The sequence below is a fragment of the Sphingomonas sp. PP-CE-1G-424 genome (genome assembly GCF_004341085.1).
GTDB lineage: Bacteria > Pseudomonadota > Alphaproteobacteria > Sphingomonadales > Sphingomonadaceae > Sphingomonas.
In genome coordinates this window covers 734,209-751,869 of record NZ_SLXW01000002.1, presented here as the reverse complement: position 1 = coordinate 751,869, position 17,661 = coordinate 734,209, and the positions used below count along the sequence as shown (strand labels likewise).

The 17,661-nt window shown below is 64.7% G+C and carries 16 protein-coding genes; 9 read left to right on the top strand and 7 right to left on the bottom strand.

Annotated features, from left to right (window positions below; all coding sequences use genetic code 11):
- Positions 1-86: 86 nt before the first annotated feature.
- The 4 genes from C8J43_RS08560 to rpoD all read left to right on the top strand — a co-directional run bounded on the left by C8J43_RS08560 (position 87) and on the right by rpoD (position 5,046).
- On the top strand, positions 87-539 hold the full coding sequence (locus tag C8J43_RS08560; protein WP_133030507.1) for a GatB/YqeY domain-containing protein: 453 nt from the start codon (positions 87-89) through the stop codon (positions 537-539).
- Positions 540-749: 210 nt separating this feature from the next.
- On the top strand, positions 750-1,166 hold the full coding sequence (locus C8J43_RS08555; RefSeq protein WP_133030506.1) for a GIY-YIG nuclease family protein: 417 nt from the start codon (positions 750-752) through the stop codon (positions 1,164-1,166).
- Positions 1,157-3,019: a DNA primase gene (gene dnaG / locus C8J43_RS08550; protein ID WP_133030505.1), complete on the top strand. Its 1,863-nt coding sequence runs from the start codon at positions 1,157-1,159 to the stop codon at positions 3,017-3,019. Before C8J43_RS08555 ends, dnaG begins: the two co-directional genes overlap by 10 nt.
- A complete protein-coding gene (rpoD, locus tag C8J43_RS08545; protein ID WP_133030504.1) occupies positions 3,019-5,046 on the top strand; it encodes an RNA polymerase sigma factor RpoD in 2,028 nt (675 codons plus the stop codon). Before dnaG ends, rpoD begins: the two co-directional genes overlap by 1 nt.
- 773 nt (positions 5,047-5,819) lie before the next feature.
- Here rpoD and C8J43_RS08540 read toward each other — a convergent pair.
- Complete coding sequence (locus C8J43_RS08540) at positions 5,820-6,524, bottom strand: hypothetical protein (protein WP_133030503.1); 705 nt, start codon at positions 6,522-6,524, stop codon at positions 5,820-5,822.
- A 195-nt stretch (positions 6,525-6,719) separates the two neighbouring features.
- Between C8J43_RS08540 and C8J43_RS08535 the strand changes: the two genes are divergently transcribed.
- Positions 6,720-7,259, top strand: a complete 540-nt coding sequence (locus tag C8J43_RS08535) for a pseudouridine synthase (protein ID WP_133030502.1) — start codon at positions 6,720-6,722, stop codon at positions 7,257-7,259.
- 992 nt (positions 7,260-8,251) lie between these two features.
- Here C8J43_RS08535 and rplS read toward each other — a convergent pair.
- The gene (gene rplS, locus C8J43_RS08530) at positions 8,252-8,644 is read right to left on the bottom strand and encodes a 50S ribosomal protein L19 (RefSeq protein WP_031395442.1); all 393 of its coding nucleotides are present in this window, start codon (positions 8,642-8,644) and stop codon (positions 8,252-8,254) included.
- A complete protein-coding gene (gene trmD / locus C8J43_RS08525) occupies positions 8,641-9,372 on the bottom strand; it encodes a tRNA (guanosine(37)-N1)-methyltransferase TrmD (protein ID WP_133030501.1) in 732 nt (243 codons plus the stop codon). Before trmD ends, rplS begins: the two co-directional genes overlap by 4 nt.
- A gap of 108 nt (positions 9,373-9,480) precedes the next feature.
- Here trmD and C8J43_RS08520 point away from each other — a divergent pair, with 108 nt between their 5' ends.
- On the top strand, positions 9,481-10,386 hold the full coding sequence (locus C8J43_RS08520; RefSeq protein ID WP_133030500.1) for an NAD(P)/FAD-dependent oxidoreductase: 906 nt from the start codon (positions 9,481-9,483) through the stop codon (positions 10,384-10,386).
- Between the two features lie 96 nt (positions 10,387-10,482).
- Here C8J43_RS08520 and rimM read toward each other — a convergent pair whose 3' ends face one another.
- The 4 genes from rimM to ffh form a co-directional block, all read right to left on the bottom strand.
- Positions 10,483-10,983: a ribosome maturation factor RimM gene (gene rimM, locus C8J43_RS08515; RefSeq protein ID WP_133030499.1), complete on the bottom strand. Its 501-nt coding sequence runs from the start codon at positions 10,981-10,983 to the stop codon at positions 10,483-10,485.
- Complete coding sequence (locus tag C8J43_RS22160; RefSeq protein ID WP_207893345.1) at positions 10,961-11,101, bottom strand: hypothetical protein; 141 nt, start codon at positions 11,099-11,101, stop codon at positions 10,961-10,963. Before C8J43_RS22160 ends, rimM begins: the two co-directional genes overlap by 23 nt.
- 236 nt (positions 11,102-11,337) lie before the next feature.
- Positions 11,338-11,766, bottom strand: coding sequence for a 30S ribosomal protein S16 (gene rpsP, locus C8J43_RS08510; RefSeq protein WP_056062272.1), 429 nt, complete (start codon positions 11,764-11,766; stop codon positions 11,338-11,340).
- A gap of 69 nt (positions 11,767-11,835) precedes the next feature.
- Positions 11,836-13,356, bottom strand: a complete 1,521-nt coding sequence (gene ffh / locus C8J43_RS08505; RefSeq protein ID WP_133030498.1) for a signal recognition particle protein — start codon at positions 13,354-13,356, stop codon at positions 11,836-11,838.
- 308 nt (positions 13,357-13,664) lie between these two features.
- On the opposite strand from ffh, the gene C8J43_RS08500 reads away from it, so the two are divergent.
- From C8J43_RS08500 to ftsY, 3 genes are all read left to right on the top strand, one after another.
- Complete coding sequence (locus tag C8J43_RS08500; RefSeq protein ID WP_243645475.1) at positions 13,665-15,290, top strand: EAL domain-containing protein; 1,626 nt, start codon at positions 13,665-13,667, stop codon at positions 15,288-15,290.
- A gap of 71 nt (positions 15,291-15,361) precedes the next feature.
- Positions 15,362-16,609, top strand: a complete 1,248-nt coding sequence (mtaB, locus tag C8J43_RS08495) for a tRNA (N(6)-L-threonylcarbamoyladenosine(37)-C(2))-methylthiotransferase MtaB (protein WP_133030497.1) — start codon at positions 15,362-15,364, stop codon at positions 16,607-16,609.
- Positions 16,606-17,541, top strand: coding sequence for a signal recognition particle-docking protein FtsY (ftsY, locus tag C8J43_RS08490; protein ID WP_056051078.1), 936 nt, complete (start codon positions 16,606-16,608; stop codon positions 17,539-17,541). Before mtaB ends, ftsY begins: the two co-directional genes overlap by 4 nt.
- The last annotated feature ends 120 nt before the right edge of the window (positions 17,542-17,661 follow it).

Below are 17,661 nucleotides of genomic sequence, written 5' to 3'. Positions count from 1 at the left end.
CCGGCGTGCCGCAGCGTCAATCTGTTAAACGGACGGCGGACGCGCTATCCCGTCGGGCTATCCCGAACCGCCTGAAAGACCAGTACATGATTCGCGACGACATCAAGGCTGCGCAGCTGACCGCCATGAAGGCCGGCGACAAGCAGAGCCGCAACGCTATCTCGTTGATCCAGGCCGCGATCAAGAACCGCGACATCGAGGCGCGGACCGGCAAAGCCCCCGAGAGCGACGACGCGCTGGTGGTCGAGGTGCTCCAGAAGATGGTCAAGCAACGCCGCGAGTCGATCGAGATGTTCGCGAAGGGCGGCCGCCAAGAGCTCGCCGATGCGGAGACCGCCGAGGTCGCGGTGATCGAACGCTTCCTCCCGCAGCAGATGAGCGAGGCGGAAACGTCAGCGGCGATCGAGACGATCAAGGCAGAACTCGGCGCGACCGGCATGAAGGACATGGGCCGCGTGATGGCCGAACTGAAGGCGCGCCACGCGAGCGAGCTGGACATGAGCAAGGCAAGCGGCCTGGTAAAGGCAGCGCTGTCGTAAATGGATAAGGGCGAGCCCCTTCTTCTTCCCCTCCCGCAAGCGGGAGGGGACCGACGGGTGGGCACCTTCTGCGCCGCTCCCGCTCGCAACCGGCCTCTTCTTTTCCCGTTCGTTTCGAGCGAAGTCGAGAAACCCTGAAAACGGGCGGATCACTCGTTCCAACCCTCTGATACCGGTCGACCACCACCCCCAATTTTGGTACGACGACAGATGGTCTTCTGGACATACATGCTGCGATGCGCCGACGGCCTGTATTACACGGGCCACACCGATAATCTGGAGCGGCGTATCGGTCAGCACGACGCAGGCGGCCATTGCGGTTTCACCTCGTCAAGGCGTCCGGTAAACTTGGTCTGGAGCGAATACTTCCCATCACGCCTCGAAGCGCTGGAGGCCGAGCGCATCGTCGGCGGCTGGTCGCGCGGCAAGAAGGAGGCGCTGATCGCGGGGAACTGGTCGCTGGTCTCCCATCTCGCGCGTCCCCCCAAGGAGAGGGCTTTCTCGACTTCGCTCGAAACGAACGGTGGGGTGGGTGATACGACCGTTCCGTCGGCCTTAGCTACCGCTGACACACCTAAACCGTTCGTTTCGAGCGAAGTCGAGAAACCGCTCACCCCATGGCCCTAACCCCACAATTCCTCGACGAGCTCCGCGCCCGCACCTCGCTCTCGGCGCTCGTCGGCAAGACCACCAAGCTCACCAAGGCCGGTCGCGAGCACAAGGGCTGCTGCCCGTTCCACAACGAGAAGACCCCCAGCTTCTACGTCAACGACGACAAGGGCTTCTACCATTGCTTCGGTTGCTCCGCGCACGGCGACGCGATCAAGTGGATGACCGACCAGCGCGGCCTCCCCTTCATGGACGCGGTCAAGGAACTCGCCCAGGCCGCCGGGATGGACATGCCCGCGATGGACCGCCAGTCCGCCGCCAAGGCCGAGCGCGCCAAGGGCCTGCACGAGGTGATGTCCGACGCCGCCGACTGGTTCACCGAACAACTCAACGGCCTCCCCGGCACCGAAGCGCGCGCCCTGCTCGACCGCCGCGGGATCAGGCCCGAGACGGCGCGCGCGTTCGGCATGGGGTTCGCCCCCGACAGCCGCGGCAAGCTCAAGACCGCGCTGAAGGACTACGGCGACCCGATGCTGGTCGAGTCCGGCATGCTCATCAATGTCGAGGGCAAGGACCCGTACGACCGGTTCCGCGGCCGCCTGATGATCCCGATCCGCGATCCCCGCGGGCGCACGATCGCGTTCGGCGGGCGCGTGCTCGACGGCGGCGAGCCGAAGTACCTCAACTCCCCCGACACGCCGCTCTTCGACAAGGGCCGCACGCTCTACAACCTCGACAAGGCCGCCCCCGCCTCGCGCAAATCCGGCCGCGTACTCGTGGTCGAGGGCTATATGGACGTCATCGCGCTCGCCCAGGCCGGCTTCGGCGAAGCGGTCGCCCCACTCGGCACCGCGCTCACCGAAGCGCAGCTCGAACGACTATGGCGGATGGTCGACGTGCCCCTGCTCTGCTTCGACGGCGACGGCGCCGGCCAGAAGGCGTCGCTCCGCGCCGCCCACCGCGCGCTCCCGCTACTGGCACCCGGCCGCAGCCTCGCCTTCGTCACGCTCCCGCAAGGCCAGGACCCCGACGACCTTGTCCGCGCCGGCGGCCCCGGTGCGTTCGAGGCGTTGCTGAAAACCCCCGAACAGCTCGTCGACCGGCTCTGGGCGTCCGAAGTCGCCGCCGAGGCGCTCGACACCCCCGAACAGCGCGCCGGCCTCAAACGCCGCCTCCACGAACTTGCGGAAGGCATCGCCGACCCGTCGGTGAAGCAGCAATATCACGCCGAGTTCAAGAACCGCTTCTACGAGCATTTCAAACCCGTCCGCGCGCCCTTCGTGCCCAGAGGCGAGAAACCGAAAGGCGGCTGGAAGCCCCCCCCCGCGCCCGTCACCGAAGACGCGAAGGCCTTCCTCGCCACCGGCATCGACCGCGTCTTGGCCAAGGCGGTGCTCGCCGGCCTGATCCGCCACCCGGTCGAGATCGCGCGCCACATGGAGGTGCTCGGCTCGCTGCAAATGATCGACGGCGCGCTCGGCCGATTGTTCGAAGCGGTCGTAGATGTTGCACTTGAGGACCAGAAGCTTGATAGCGGGCGCTTGCTCACCATATTGGCGAGGTCCGGTTTCAATTCAGTCGCGAGTGACCTGTTGAGAGCCGATACGATGCCCTATTCGTTCACGCAGACCACGGCCGATCCAGCCCGCGTCCGTGCCGACCTCGACGAGGCGATCGCGATCATGGTCGCCCGCCCTGAGGTAGACGCGGCACTCAAGCAGGCGACCGCGGCGATGCAGACGCACTTCACCGAAGATGCGTTCGAACGACAAGTGGCTATGGTAAGAGAGAAACAGGCGTTGGAAGTCCGACTTGCAAATCTTGTACAGTCGAACGAAGACGCCCGAGCGTTGGGTACCGAGGGCGATTGATGGCTAAGGCGAACATGGCGGAACCCGCCGAGACGAACGAAACCGGCGATGCGCCGCTGATCGACATGAACGATGCGTCGATCAAGAAGGTCATCGCGCGCGCCAAGAAGCGCGGCTACATCACCTATGAGCAGCTCAACGAAGCGCTGCCGCAGGGCGAGATGTCGTCCGACCAGATCGAGGACATCAGCGCCGCGCTGAGCGAGATGGGCATCAACATCGTCGAGAACGACGAAGCCGGCGAGGACGGCGAGACCGAGCCCGCCAAGGACGACGAGGACGAGCCGGAGGCCGCCGACGCGGACGCCGACACAGGCCCCGCGATCGAGAAGAAGAAAGAGACGATCGATCGCACCGACGATCCGGTCCGCATGTACCTGCGCGAGATGGGCGCGGTCGAGCTCCTCAGCCGCGAGGGCGAGATCGCGATCGCCAAGCGCATTGAGGCGGGTCGCGACACGATGATCCTCGGTCTCTGCGAATCGCCGATCACCTTCAACGCGATCATCGACTGGTCGACCGCGCTGAACGAGGGCACGATGCAGCTGCGTGAGATCATGGATCTCGACGCGATGCTGTCGAAGGACCCCGCCCCCGAGGCGATGGCCGAGGACGGCGAAGCCGACGACGGCGAGATCAGCGAGAAGAACGCCGGACCTTCGTTCAAGGAAGAGGCCGAGCCCGAAGAGCCGTCCGCCGACGAGGACGAGGACGGCGAGCGTCGTGCCCCGCGCGCATCGGACGACGAGGAGGAGGACAACACCCTCAGCCTCGCGCAGATGGAAGAGCAGCTCAAGCCGATCGCGCTCGAGCGGTTCGCCAGCATCACCGCGCTCTACAAGAAGTTCAGCAAGATCCAGCAGTCGCGCGTCGACGCGATGGGCATCGGCGGCGATTTCTCCGCGGCCGACGAGCGCAAATACCAGAAGCTGCGCGAGGAACTCACGGCGGAAGTCGAGAGCGTCCAGTTCCACAACGCCAAGATCGAATATCTGGTCGATCAGCTCTATGCCTATAACCGTCGCCTGACCGCGCTGGGCGGCCAGATGCTGCGCCTCGCCGAGCGCCACAAGGTGCCGCGCAAGGACTTCCTCGATCGCTATATCGGTCACGAGATCGACGAGAACTGGCTGACGACGGTCAACAAGGTCGACAAGAAGTGGACCGCGTTCGTCCTTAACGAGGGCGAGGCGGTCGAGCGCATCCGCGCCGAGATCGCCGACATCACGCAGCAGACCGGCATGGCGCTCACCGAGTTCCGCCGGATCGTCAACATGGTCCAGAAGGGCGAGCGCGAGGCGCGTATCGCCAAGAAGGAGATGGTCGAGGCGAACCTGCGGCTGGTGATCTCGATCGCCAAGAAATACACGAACCGCGGCCTGCAGTTCCTGGATCTCATCCAGGAGGGTAATATCGGCTTGATGAAGGCGGTCGACAAGTTCGAGTATCGTCGCGGCTACAAGTTCAGCACCTATGCGACGTGGTGGATCCGCCAGGCGATCACCCGCTCGATCGCCGACCAGGCGCGGACCATCCGCATCCCGGTCCACATGATCGAGACGATCAACAAGCTGGTCCGCACCAGCCGCCAGTTCCTCCACGAGCAGGGCCGCGAACCGACCCCGGAGGAAATGGCCGAGCGCCTCTCCATGCCGCTGGAGAAGGTGCGCAAGGTGATGAAGATCGCCAAGGAGCCGATCAGCCTCGAAACGCCGATCGGCGACGAGGAGGATTCGCACCTCGGCGACTTCATCGAGGACAAGAACGCGATCATCCCGGTGGATGCCGCGATCCAGGCGAACTTGAAGGAGACGGTCACGCGCGTGCTGGCGTCGCTCACCCCGCGCGAAGAGCGCGTGCTGCGCATGCGCTTCGGCATCGGCATGAACACCGATCACACGCTCGAGGAAGTCGGCCAGCAGTTCTCGGTGACCCGCGAGCGCATCCGCCAGATCGAGGCGAAGGCGCTGCGGAAGCTGAAGCATCCGTCGCGTAGCCGGAAGATGCGGAGCTTCCTCGACCAGTAAGGGTTGGGGTTTTCGCAAATTAGGGGCCGCAGCTTTCGGCAAGCTGCGGCCCCTTTTTTATCAGCCTGAGGTTCTGGACCTGACTAACTCAGCCGTGCGCGTATCGTCGTAGCACCGTTCCTGTGATGACGATCGCACTTCCCCAAAAAACAACAAATAACAAATTTCCTCGCCAGCCAGAGTAGGCAGGGGGCGGCATAGGCGGCGATCGCCATTCTACGCGCTTGATTCCAGCAAGTCGGATTACGATCCAAGCAACGGCACGAACAAGCAAATCGTCGATCGGGCCAGCGGCTTCGGAACCCAACAATATACGCAGCGGCGCCCGCTCATACCCACTAACACCACGCGCTAGGCACCTTCTAATCAGACCCAAGTCCATGTCGCGGCCCAGCTCGAAAATGACCTGCTCCCATGTAGGCCAGATCCCCCTGCTCAGAGCGCCGTCGGAGGTTTTGCGCTGCATTCCAACCCAGCTTGATCAAGTCGTGCAGCTATTTGGCGAACAAGACTGAGAAAGTCTCGATCACGCGTACAGCTACCAGTAAAGTCGACAAACATGGTTGGTTTATCACTCGCAACGAGTCCAGCGGTCCGAACTTTAACCTTTTCGGTAGCTGGGAGTTCGTGGTTCATCGCATCTATAATCGCCCAACCACTGTCCTGTGTTTTCGGATTAAATACGATATAGCCATGCTCGACGTCATCTGGCGATCGCCCCCGGTCCGGACTACATGCCGTAACAAGTAGTGCGATCAAAAATACTCGCGTCCTCACCAGCCACGTCCCCGAATAAAAGAACCTACATGATCCGCCAAGGTTGGCGCGCGTCCTATCAGATCATGGCTATCAAACGGACGGCGGAAGAGAGTGAAGGGATCCTCCGTCGGGACATATACTCGTAGAATTCCGGCATCGTTGGTCAGCGGCCCAATCGCATTGGGGGCGAAAGTTGTGATGGACCTCCCCGAAGCACCTCCTATGGCGGCGCTTCCTGCAGCGGAGGCGGATGCCTTGAGACCGTCAGATGCCTTGGCTTTGCCGAGCATGCTTCGTCCGCTCGCTTGCCCGCTATACCAAGTCTGCTTGAACCAAATACGCCACGCAACCGGTTGCGTGGGAACCGAGCTACGGAACACTTGAGGACGTACTTCACCATAGGTAAGTTCGATACGACGGTCGCGCGCCATCGCTACAGCATTGCCAACACTGACCGGTAGCCCCATCAAGTTCGACTTAACGCGACTTTCCATAAACTCGCGATCTAAGCCAGCCTGCGAGGCTGCTATCGGCTCAGGAACACGCCCGCGAAAACGACGTGAGTTCACCTGAAAATCGAACTCGCTCTTACCGATTCTCATGTCATATTTCTCGACCGCGATTACAGCACCCGCGGAAAAATACAGACTGCCACCCTCGTTCACCGTAGCGACGAGACGAAAGGTCTTACGATCGATGCGGATCACTTTCTCGGCCATCGCTCAACCTCCAAGTCAAACCACCAGTCGTTGATGATAAATGTAATTAATCGTTTGATACAGCCAAAAATGGTAGCTTTTGGGCGCCACCTTACTTGGCGTGCTTCCATGCGTGGCGGCATCAACGAGTCTTTTATGTCGCCGGTTTGGCGTTACCCCTCGACCCTCTTAATGGTCTTCCCCTAAGACAGCGCCATGCCCCGGGTAATCCTGTTCAACAAACCGTACGACGTGCTCAGCCAGTTCACCGACGTGAACAGTCCGACCCCGCGCGCGACGCTGTCGCAGTTCGTCGAGGTGCCGGGCGTCTATCCGGCGGGGCGGCTCGACCGCGATAGCGAAGGGCTGTTGCTGCTGACCGACGACGGCCGCCTCCAGGCGCGGATCGCGGACCCGAAGTTCAAGCTGGCCAAGACCTATCTCGTGCAGGTCGAGGGCGATGCCGGCGAGGACGCGCTCGATCGGTTGCGGGGCGGCGTCCTGCTGAAGGACGGCCCTGCCCGCGCCGACGTCGAGCGGATCGCCGCGCCCGACCTTTGGCCGCGCGTCCCGCCGATCCGGGTCCGCGCGAGCATCCCCGATTGCTGGCTGAAGATAACGATCCGCGAAGGCCGCAACCGCCAAGTCCGCCGCATGACCGCCGCGATCGACCACCCCACGCTGCGGCTGGTCCGGTGGAGCATCGGCGACTGGACCGTGGCGGGTCTGGAGCCCGGCGCGTGGCGCGAGGCCTGACGGGTGCTTGAGGCGGGCTGACGGGTGCGTGGGGGCCACCGGAGGCGGGTACGCTCCACGGGCACGACCTACAGACGGCAGCGTTCGTGATTGCAAGCGGAACGCCTCCCCACCCACGCCGTCATCCTGACGAAAGTCAGGACCCAGAGCCAAGCAGCGCGGCGTTCGTGATCCTGGGTCCTGACTTTCGTCAGGATGACGGAGAAGGGCATGTTCACGCGAAGGCGCTAAGGCGCGAAGAGAAGCTCATTTAGCGCACTTGCCCAGTCTTCTCTTCGCGCCTTAGCGCCTTCGCGTGAATCCAGTCCTTGAGCTGCGCTCCGTGGCGCAATGTGATCATAAGTCCCGAGGATAGGGTTCCCCGCCCGCGCGGGGAGTGCGTTGCGTGACGCGCCGAAATTGCATGGTGGCACGACGAAAACTCCCTCCCCTTCAGGGGAGGGTCGGGGTGGGGCATGTCCACGCGAGCGTGCTCAGCGTGGCAAAGCCCCTCACGCCTCAAACGAGCAGCCATCCCAATCCGCCAGCAAGACGTGTTTCCCCGCGAAGGCGGGGACCCAGACTGGGCTCCCGCCTTCGCGGGAGAACAAGGAAGCGCAAGTCGGCCTGCGAAGGACCGCGCGTCCCTGTCCGACCGGATAACCGCCTCCCACGCCCCGATGGACAGACGAAGCGTGCAGCCCCACAACCACCGCTGGCCGGCGGCTAATCGGCTGTCCTACATGCCCGGAGAAGCGCACCGTCATCAGATGCCCGCGCCGACCCCCTTAACCGCGACACCGCCCTTACACCCCGACACCACGCCCACATCGAAAATGCTTCCCAGCGTCTACACTTCCTATACTTCCGTGCTGCAGCATAAACACGAAACACCAACAAACGGCAGCCTTTCCAACAGCTTGCTGCGCCAACCAGCCCCCACCCCGCGCACAACGAAAAAGGGCGCGGGGACCATCGCCCCCGCGCCCTTTTTCAACTCTAGCAGGCTCCGATTACTCGGCGGCTGCGGTGCCCTTTGCGGGGCGCATGTCGCGACGCTCGGCGATACGCGCTGCCTTGCCGGTGCGGCCACGCAGGTAATACAGCTTGGCGCGACGCACGGCGCCCTTGCGGACGACTTCGATCGAATCGACGTTCGGCGAGTAGAGCGGGAAGACGCGCTCGACGCCCTCGCCGAAGCTCATCTTACGCACGGTGAAGTTCGAACCCATGCCCTTGTTCGAGCGCGCGATGCACACGCCCTCGTAGTTCTGAATACGCGTGCGCTCGCCTTCGACGACCTTCACGCCGACCTTCAGCGTGTCGCCGGGGCGGAAATCGGGGATCGTCTTGTTGGCCAGGAACTTCGCGATGTTCTCGGCTTCGATCGTCTGCAACAGGTTCATGTCTCGTCCTCGTGTCGCTGCGCGCCAGAGGGCGACTGGACCCGAACGCCCTCATGGCGCTCCCAAAGGTCCGGTCGCCGTGACCGTGTATCGATCTCCGCGCGGCGTTTGCGCCATGCAGCGATCTTCGCATGATCCCCCGATCGCAGCACCTGCGGGATCGTGCGCCCTTCCCATATCTGAGGTCGGGTATAGTGCGGATATTCGAGCAGCCCCGCTTCGAAGCTCTCGTCATCCCCACTAGAAGCTGCGCCCATTACGCCGGGCAGCAGCCGAATGCAAGCATCGAGCAGCACCAGCGCGCCCATCTCGCCGCCCGACAGGATGTAGTCGCCGATCGAGACCTCCTCGATCTCCCGCGCCTCGAACAGCCGTTCGTCGAACCCCTCGAACCGGCCACAAAGAATGGTGACGCCGGGGCCCTGCGCGAGCTGGCGCACCCGCTCCTGGGTCAGCGGCTTACCCCGAGGCGTCATCGCCAGCACCGGCCGCCCATCGGCCACGCTGTCGATCGCCGAGGCCACCACGTCGGCCCGGAGCACCATCCCAGCCCCGCCCCCCGCCGGCGTATCGTCCACCGACTTGTGCTTGTCCGTCGCAAAGTCCCGGATCTGCACCGGCGAGCAAGACCACCGCCCCTCCCCCAGCGCACGGCCCGCAAGCGAAGTCCCCAGCGGCCCCGGAAACATCTCCGGATACAGCGTCAATATCGTGGCAGCGAAAGTCACAGCGTCCAATTCTCTAAGCGTTTGCGCCAGTGTGCGGCGCCGAATGCGTCCAGCACCTATACGGATCGCCGCGGTGGAACAATTACGCTGGCGAAACGCTCGCGGCGAATGGACGATTGCATCATCATCGGCGCCGGCCCGGCAGGCCTGACCGCGGCCATCTACCTCGCGCGGTTCCACCTCTCGATCCGCCTGTTCGATTGCGGCAGCAGCCGCGCCGCGCTGATCCCGTGCACGCACAACCATGCCGGTTATCCCGAAGGCATCCGCGGCACGGACCTGCTCGGGCGGATGCTGGCGCAGGCAGAAACCTATGGTGCAGTCCGCGAGGGCGTGCGGGTCGACGCGATCGAAGTCGACGACGACGGCTTCACCGTACGGCTCGGCGATCGTCGGGCGCGGGCTCGCAGCGTGCTGCTCGCCACCGGCGTCGTGAACAACCGTCCAAACATGCCCGACGCGATCCACGACGAAGCGCTGGAGGCGGGGCTGCTCCGCTACTGCCCGATCTGCGACGGCTACGAGGTCACCGACAAGCGCGTCGGCATCATCGGCACCGGCGACCACGGCATGCGCGAGGCGCTGTTCCTGCGCGGCTACACGAAAGACGTGACGCTGATCGCCCCAGAGGGTGGCCACGACCTCGATCCGGCATGCGAAGCGGCGCTAGACGATGCCGGGATCGTCCGCGTCGGAGGCCGTTGCGGCAACTATGCGATCGAGGGAGACAAATTGGCTTTGGACACGGTCGAGGGACGGTTGTCGTTCGACAGCATCTATCCAGCGCTCGGATCGGTCATCCGTTCGGAACTGGCCGTCGCCGCAGGCGCACGCGCATCCGAGGACGGGTGCCTGGAGGTCGACCCGCACCAGCGCACCTCGATCCCCGGCCTGTTCGCAGCCGGCGACGTCGTGAAGGGGCTCGACCAGATCAGCCACGCCATGGGAGAAGCCGGCGTCGCCGCAACAACGATCCGCAATCTGCTCGCCGAGCAGCAACCGCTGCGGCGGTGAGCGCACGCTTAAAGAAGATTGTTTCCCCGCGAAGGCGGGGACCCAGACTGGACTCCCGCCTTCGCGGGAGAACAAGGAAGCGGTAGTTAAAGCCTATTATTCGGCCGCGAACGAAGCCTCGACAATGAGCCGGTCGGCGTCCCACTCAGGAACGGCCTCGGGTCGCATCGGTATCATGAACCGCTTGCCGGGCTTGTCGTCCACGGACGGCCGCTCGATCTCGATCACATCGCCCGCACCGAAATTATCGATAGCAACGACCCGTCCGATCGCCTCCCCATCGGTCGAGACGACATCGAGCCCGATCACATCCGTGTGATAATACTCACCATCTTCCAGCGGCGGCAGCGACGACCGGGGCACCGTCAGCTCGGTTCCGCGCATCGCCTCGGCAGCGTTGCGATCGGCGACCTCGGCGAAGCGCGCGATCATGCCGTTGTTGCCGCTGCGGGCGGACTTCAGCGACAGCGCGCCATTGTTGAAGCTCTTATAGCTTCCGAAATTCTCGGCGAAGACCTTCAGCCGCACTTCGCCACCGATGCCGTGCGCACCGATGACGACGGCGAGCGTCACGTCAGCCTTGCGCGGAGCCTCCATCGCGGCCGGGGGTGTCGTCGGAGCCTTCGGCGGGGTCGTCGGCGGAGACGCCTTGGTTGGTGGCATCTTCGATGTCCTCGGGTGCGGGGGCTGTGCGGGGGTCGGATTGGGGGGCCATCATGCGCTCCTGTTCGGGGTTACCGATTGAGAGAACGCATGAAGTCCGGTTCGGGTGCGCTTACGCACGCGTCGGTGGAGGGGACACTCAGGCCCCGCTCCCTCACCGTCATCCTGGGCTCGACCCAGGATCCAGAGCAACGGAACGCTTTCGTCCGTGGCTCTGGATCCCAGCTTTCGCCGGGATGACGAGGAAAAGGATGGATCGGTCCAATCAGAACCGATCCGTCCGCCGTCTTACGAAGCGGCTTCTTCGGTCTCGGCAGCGGCAGGTGCCTCTGCCTCGGCAGCAGGTGCCGCCTTTGCAGCAGCCTCGGCCTCGGCAGCTTCAGCCGCCTTGGTCGCACGCTCTTCGGCGCGCTCGGTGGCCTTCTCGCCGGGCTTGCCCTTGTTCGGGTTGTTGCGCGCCGAACGCTCAAGCACGCCAGCCTGGTCGAGGAAGCGCGCGACGCGGTCGGTCGGCTGTGCGCCGACGCTCAGCCAATGCTTCGCGCGGTCGGCGTCGAGCTGCACGCGCTGCTCGTTGTCCTTGGCGAGGAGCGGGTTGTAGTTGCCGATCTTCTCGATGAAGCGGCCGTCACGCGGCGAACGCGCATCGGCAACGACGATCTTGTAGTAAGGACGCTTCTTGGAGCCACCGCGCGCGAGGCGAATGTTGATTGCCATGATATTTTCCTTCGTTTTCTAGATAGATCCCCGAGCGAACGCCGAGGTGTCGTGGTTGGATAAGGAGGGTTATTTCTTCTTCAGAAAATCGTCGAAACCGGCCGACATCTGCGGCATCTTGGGGCCACCAAGCCCCGGCAGGCCACCAGCGCCAGCCTTGTTGAGCATGTCGCCCATCTGCGGCCCGCCGATCGCGTTGCCGATGCCGCCAAGACCACCGCCCATGCCGCCCTTGCCGAGCATCGCCATCATGCCCTTCATGCCGCCCATCTTCTTGATCTTCTTCATGGCGGTCGACATTTCGAGGTGCATCTTCAGCAGCTTGTTGACCTCCTGGACGGTCGTCCCGGAGCCCTTGGCGATGCGGATCTTGCGCTTGGCGTTGATCAGTTCGGGCTTGTTGCGCTCCTTGATCGTCATCGAACCGATCATCGCGTCCATGTGCACCAGCACCTTCTCGCCACCGACCGACGCGACCGCGCCCTGCGCCTTCTTCATGCCGGGAATCATCCCCGCCAGCGCGCCGAGCCCGCCCATCCGCTGCATCTGCGCCAGCTGGGCACGCAGGTCGTTCATGTCGAACTGACCCTTGGCCATCTTGGCGGCCATGCGCTCGGCGTCTTCGGCCTGGATCGACTCCGCAGCGCGCTCGACCAGGCTGACGACGTCGCCCATGCCGAGGATGCGGCCGGCGACGCGCTCCGGGTGGAACGCCTCGAGCGCATCGAGCTTCTCGCCGGTGCCCGCAAACTTGATCGGCTTGCCGGTGACCGCGCGCATCGACAGCGCCGCGCCGCCGCGGGCATCGCCGTCCATGCGGGTCAGCACGATACCCGTCAGCGGCACCTGGTCGCTGAAGTTCTGTGCGACGTTGACCGCATCCTGGCCGGTCAGCGAGTCGACAACGAGCAGGATCTCTGCCGGGTTCGCGACGTCGGCGACCGCCTTCATCTCATCCATCAACGCCTGGTCGACATGGAGACGACCCGCGGTATCGAGCATCAGGACGTCATAGCCCTGGAGCTTGGCCGCCTGCATCGCGCGCCGGGCGATATCGACCGGCTGCTGACCCTGCACGATCGGCAAGGTCGCGACATCGATCTGCGTACCGAGCGTGGCCAGCTGCTCCTGCGCGTTCGGGCGATTGACGTCGAGCGACGCCATCAACACCTTTTTGCGCTCGCGACCGGCCTGTCCGAAATTGGCCTGCCCCGCCGCCAGCCGCTTGGCGATCTTGGCGGTCGTGGTCGTCTTGCCGGACCCCTGAAGGCCGACCATCATGATGACGGCGGGCGGCGTAACGCCCAGTTCGAGCTCGACGGCATCCGAGCCGAGCATCTCGACCAGCGCATCGCTGACGATCTTGACGACCTGCTGCCCCGGCGTGACCGAGCGCAGGACGTTCTGGCCGATCGCCTTCTCGGTCGCCTTCTCGACGAACTCACGCGCGACGGGCAACGCGACGTCGGCTTCGAGCAGCGCGACGCGCACCTCGCGCATCGCCGCGCGCACGTCCGCTTCGGTCAGCGCACCCCGGCCGCGAAGGCGGTCGAAGACGCCGCCAAGTCGATCGCTCAGGCTTTCGAACATCGAAATACTCCCATACACCGTTACCAAACGCAAAAGCGCCGGCGGGCGAAACCTCGCCGGCCAGCGTGCATCCTTGGATGCTCGTCCAATGCGCCCCGTAACGGAACGTGGGCCGCCACCTACGGGAAACGCGCGCGAAGTGCAAGGCAGGCATGATCCCGGAGGCCCGCCGACGGCGTACGGGGTCCTGCGTGTTCCCTTCACCGCAGCATATCAACGCCCCGGCGCAACGCGGCGGACCTTAACCTGTCCTACATATCTCACGGAGCACATCGGATGGACCAAGGACCCTACAGGCCGTTTTATCGATGATTTTACCGCCGGCGACGACCCGTTCGCTTCGCCTCATCAGCCGGGAATTCATGACCGGCGCGCTCACGGGCGCCGCACTGCTGCTGTTCATCGGCACCGGCGGGGGCGTATTGCTGGAAGCGATCGAGCATTTGAAGGGCGGCAACGCCGTCATCGATCGCACGCTGATCGCGGCGATGTTTCTCAACGTCGCGCTGATCCTGTTCGGCTGGTTCCGGTATCGCGGCCTCGCCGAAGAACTGTCGCAACTGTCGGACGCGGATCAGCGCGCGAAGCTGCTGTCGCAATATGATCCGCTGACCGGCTTCCTGAACCGCCGAAGCCTGATCGAGGAAGGTGCAGCGCTGTTCACCGGATCGCTTCGCCGGGGCAAGGCCTTGGCCCTGCTGACCATCGATCTCGATCACTTCAAGACGGTCAACGACGTGCACGGTTATGCCATCGGCGATGCGCTGCTCACGCTGGTTGCCGAAAAGATCAGCGCATTGGTCCCCGGATCGAGCCTGCTCGCGCGCCTCAACGCCGACGAGTTCGCCTGCGCAGTGGTATTCGATGCCGCCTATCCCGGGGTCGTCGACCGGATCGCCGACCGACTGATCGCGGACCTGTCGAAACCGTTCCTCATCGGCGAGACCGAAGTCCACGTCAGCACCTCGATCGGCATCGCCCGCTCGGACATCGATTGCACGTCGATGGACGCGCTGCTGCGGACGTCGGACATGGCGTTGCATGCTGCCAAGGTCGCCGGGCGCAATCGTCATGCCTGGTTCGATGGCGCGATGGAGCGATCCGTCCAGTTGCGCGGCGAACTCGAGGCCGGGTTGCGCGTGGCCGTCCCCAACGATGCGATCGTGCCGTTCTTCGAACAGCAGGTCGATCTGACGACCGGCTGCATCACCGGGTTCGAGGTGCTCGCGCGGTGGGAGCATCCGACGCGCGGCGCGATCGGGCCGGAAGTTTTCATTCCGATCGCGGAGGGGATCGGCCTGATCGGCGATCTGTCGCTGTCGGTCATGCGTCAGGCGTTCACCGCGGCGCGCGACTGGGATGCAGGCCTGTCGCTGTCGATCAACATCTCGCCGGTGCAGTTGCGCGACGCGTGGCTGGCGCAGAAGATCATCAAGACGCTCGTCGAGACCGGTTTTCCCGCCAGCCGGCTCGAGATCGAGATCACCGAGAGCGCGCTGTTCGACAATCTGCCGCTCGCCCAGTCGATCGTCGGCAGCCTGAAGAACCAGGGCATCAGCATCGCCCTCGACGACTTCGGCACCGGCTATTCGAGCCTCGCGCATCTACGCGCGCTGCCGTTCGACCGGATCAAGGTCGACAAGAGCTTCGTCGGCTCGATGCTCGACAATCCCGACAGCATGGCGATCGTCAACACGATCGTCCGGCTCGGCGATAGTCTGAACCTGCCGACCACCGCCGAGGGAATCGAGAACGCCGCAATCGAAGAGCGACTGCGCGGCATGGGATGCGCGAAGGGCCAGGGCTATTTGTACGGGCGGCCGCTGTGCGCTGCGCAAGTGCGCCGGCTGCTCGCGGAAAAGCGGCTGCTGGCGCAACGACCGGACATCAGCGCGCCGCCTCAGCGCGGCATCGCGCCAAGGTTGGCGGGCTGATCGACGGCAGCCGGGCCCGACCCGAGCCACAAAGCGTGGACTTCGCCCCTTACGGCTCCTAAATCGCGCGCATGTCACCCGCCCCCGCGCCAGAGGTCATCAGCCTCGGCTGCCGCCTCAATATCGCCGAAAGCGAGACCATCCGCGCGCTCGTCGCCGGGCGGGACATGGTCGTGGTCAACAGCTGCGCGGTCACCAACGCGGCGGTGAAGGCGACGCGGGTCGCGATCCGCCGGGCTAAACGCGATCGGCCGGACGCGCAGATCGTCGTCACCGGCTGCGCCGCTCAGATCGACCCTGCCAGCTTCGCCGCGATGCCCGAGGTCGACCGCGTCATCGGCAATGCGGACAAGCTCACGGCTCAGTCCTGGCAGACCGACGCCGCAGTCGTCGTCTCTGACATTATGCAGGTCCGCGAGACCGCGCCGCACCTCGCCGCGAGCTTTTCCGCCCACGCTAGAGCGTTCGTCGAAGTCCAGAACGGCTGCGATCACCGCTGCACCTTCTGCGCGATCCCGTTCGGCCGCGGCCCGAGCCGCTCGGTCCCCGCGGGCGCGGTCGTCGACCGGATCGCCGGTCTCGTCGACGCAGGCCATCGCGAGATCGTCCTCACCGGTGTGGACCTCACCAGCTACGGCCCCGACCTCCCCGGCACGCCGACACTCGGCCACCTCGTCGAACGCATTCTGCATCACGTGCCCGCGCTCGAACGCCTGCGCCTATCCTCGCTAGACGGCATCGAGATCGACGACCGCCTCTTCGCGCTGCTGACGACCGAGCGCCGGATCATGCCGCACGTACACCTGTCGTTGCAGGCCGGCGACGACCTGATCCTCAAGCGCATGAAGCGCCGCCATTCGCGCGCCGAAAGCGTCGCGCTGGTCGATCGCCTCAAGACCGCCCGCTCCGACATCGCGATCGGCGCGGACCTGATCGCCGGCTTCCCGACCGAGGACGCGGCGATGTTCGCCAACACGCGCGCTCTGATCGGCGACTGCCACATCGTCCACCCGCACATCTTCCCCTATTCGCCCCGCGCCGGCACCCCCGCCGCGCGCATGCCGCAGGTCGAGCCCGAAGTCCGCCGCCAGCGCGCCGCCCTCCTCCGCGAGGCTGGCGAAACGTCGCGAGCGAACTGGCTGCAAACGCTGGTAGGCACGTCGCAGGATCTGCTCGTCGAACGCCCCGGCGATCGCGGGCATATCGGCAATTTCGCAGAAGCCCTGCTGGACGAACCCGCCATACCCGGCGACATCGTCCGCATCACGATCACCGGCGCCACGGCCGAACGCCTCAGCGCAACACGAGAACCATCATGAGCACCACCCCAACCTGGCACGACAAGCTGATCGGCGGCTTCAAGCGCACCTCCGACCGGCTCGTCGGCAACCTCGCCGGCCTTGGCGGCGCACGGCTCGACGATTCGACGCTCGACGACATCGAGGAGGCGCTGATTGCCTCCGATCTCGGTCCCGAGACCGCCGGCCGCATCCGCCGCCGCCTGTCCGAAGGCAGCTTCGAACGCAACATGGAGGAGCTCGGCATCCGCGTGATCGTCGCGGAGGAGGTCGAGAAGGTCCTCGCCACGGTCGCCAAGCCGATCGAGATCGACGCCTTCCCGCGCCCGCAGGTGATCCTCGTCATCGGCGTCAACGGCTCGGGCAAAACGACGACCATCGCCAAGCTCGCGCATCTGCTGATGGAGCAGGATTACGGCGTGATGCTCGCCGCCGGCGACACCTTCCGCGCCGCCGCGATCGGCCAGCTCCGCACCTGGGCCGAGCGAGTCGGCGTGCCGATCGTCACCGGCCCCGAGGGCGGGGATGCAGCCGGCGTGGTATGGGACGCGGTCAAGAAAGCGACCGAGACCGGTATCGACGTACTGATCGTCGACACCGCCGGCCGCCTGCAGAACAAGCGCGAACTGATGGACGAACTGGCCAAGATCCGCCGTGTGCTGGGTCGCATCAACCCGGAGAGCCCGCACGACATCGTCCTGGTACTCGACGCCACCACCGGCCAGAACGCACTCCAGCAGATCGAGGTCTTCAAGGAGGTGGCGGGCGTCACCGGTCTCGTGATGACCAAGCTCGACGGCACCGCGCGCGGCGGCGTGCTGGTCGCGGCGGCCGAGAAATACGGCCTGCCGATCCACGCGATCGGCATCGGCGAGGGCATGACGGATCTGCGCCCGTTCGATGCCAACGAAGTGAGCCGGATCATCGCCGGTGTGGAGAGCGTCCGGAAGTAACGCTTGGCCCGTTCGCTCAGCGCACCTCGTTTTCCGTTCGCCTTGAGCCCTCTTTTTCCGTTCGTCCTGAGCGTAGTCGAAGGACCGGCCCGTTTGTGGCAATGTCCTTCGACTACGCTC

Excerpts from the sequence above, each read along its gene's own strand:
- C8J43_RS08560 (WP_133030507.1), top strand. The coding sequence starts at position 87 with ATGATTCGCGACGACATCAAGGCTGCGCAGCTGACCGCCATGAAGGCC.
- C8J43_RS08555 (WP_133030506.1), top strand. The coding sequence starts at position 750 with ATGGTCTTCTGGACATACATGCTGCGATGCGCCGACGGCCTGTATTAC.
- dnaG (WP_133030505.1), top strand. The coding sequence starts at position 1,157 with ATGGCCCTAACCCCACAATTCCTCGACGAGCTCCGCGCCCGCACCTCG.
- rpoD (WP_133030504.1), top strand. The coding sequence starts at position 3,019 with ATGGCTAAGGCGAACATGGCGGAACCCGCCGAGACGAACGAAACCGGC.
- C8J43_RS08540 (WP_133030503.1), bottom strand. The coding sequence starts at position 6,524 with ATGGCCGAGAAAGTGATCCGCATCGATCGTAAGACCTTTCGTCTCGTC.
- C8J43_RS08535 (WP_133030502.1), top strand. The coding sequence starts at position 6,720 with ATGCCCCGGGTAATCCTGTTCAACAAACCGTACGACGTGCTCAGCCAG.
- rplS (WP_031395442.1), bottom strand. The coding sequence starts at position 8,644 with ATGAACCTGTTGCAGACGATCGAAGCCGAGAACATCGCGAAGTTCCTG.
- C8J43_RS08520 (WP_133030500.1), top strand. The coding sequence starts at position 9,481 with ATGGACGATTGCATCATCATCGGCGCCGGCCCGGCAGGCCTGACCGCG.
- rimM (WP_133030499.1), bottom strand. The coding sequence starts at position 10,983 with ATGGAGGCTCCGCGCAAGGCTGACGTGACGCTCGCCGTCGTCATCGGT.
- C8J43_RS22160 (WP_207893345.1), bottom strand. The coding sequence starts at position 11,101 with ATGGCCCCCCAATCCGACCCCCGCACAGCCCCCGCACCCGAGGACATC.
- rpsP (WP_056062272.1), bottom strand. The coding sequence starts at position 11,766 with ATGGCAATCAACATTCGCCTCGCGCGCGGTGGCTCCAAGAAGCGTCCT.
- ffh (WP_133030498.1), bottom strand. The coding sequence starts at position 13,356 with ATGTTCGAAAGCCTGAGCGATCGACTTGGCGGCGTCTTCGACCGCCTT.
- C8J43_RS08500 (WP_243645475.1), top strand. The coding sequence starts at position 13,665 with ATGATTTTACCGCCGGCGACGACCCGTTCGCTTCGCCTCATCAGCCGG.
- mtaB (WP_133030497.1), top strand. The coding sequence starts at position 15,362 with ATGTCACCCGCCCCCGCGCCAGAGGTCATCAGCCTCGGCTGCCGCCTC.
- ftsY (WP_056051078.1), top strand. The coding sequence starts at position 16,606 with ATGAGCACCACCCCAACCTGGCACGACAAGCTGATCGGCGGCTTCAAG.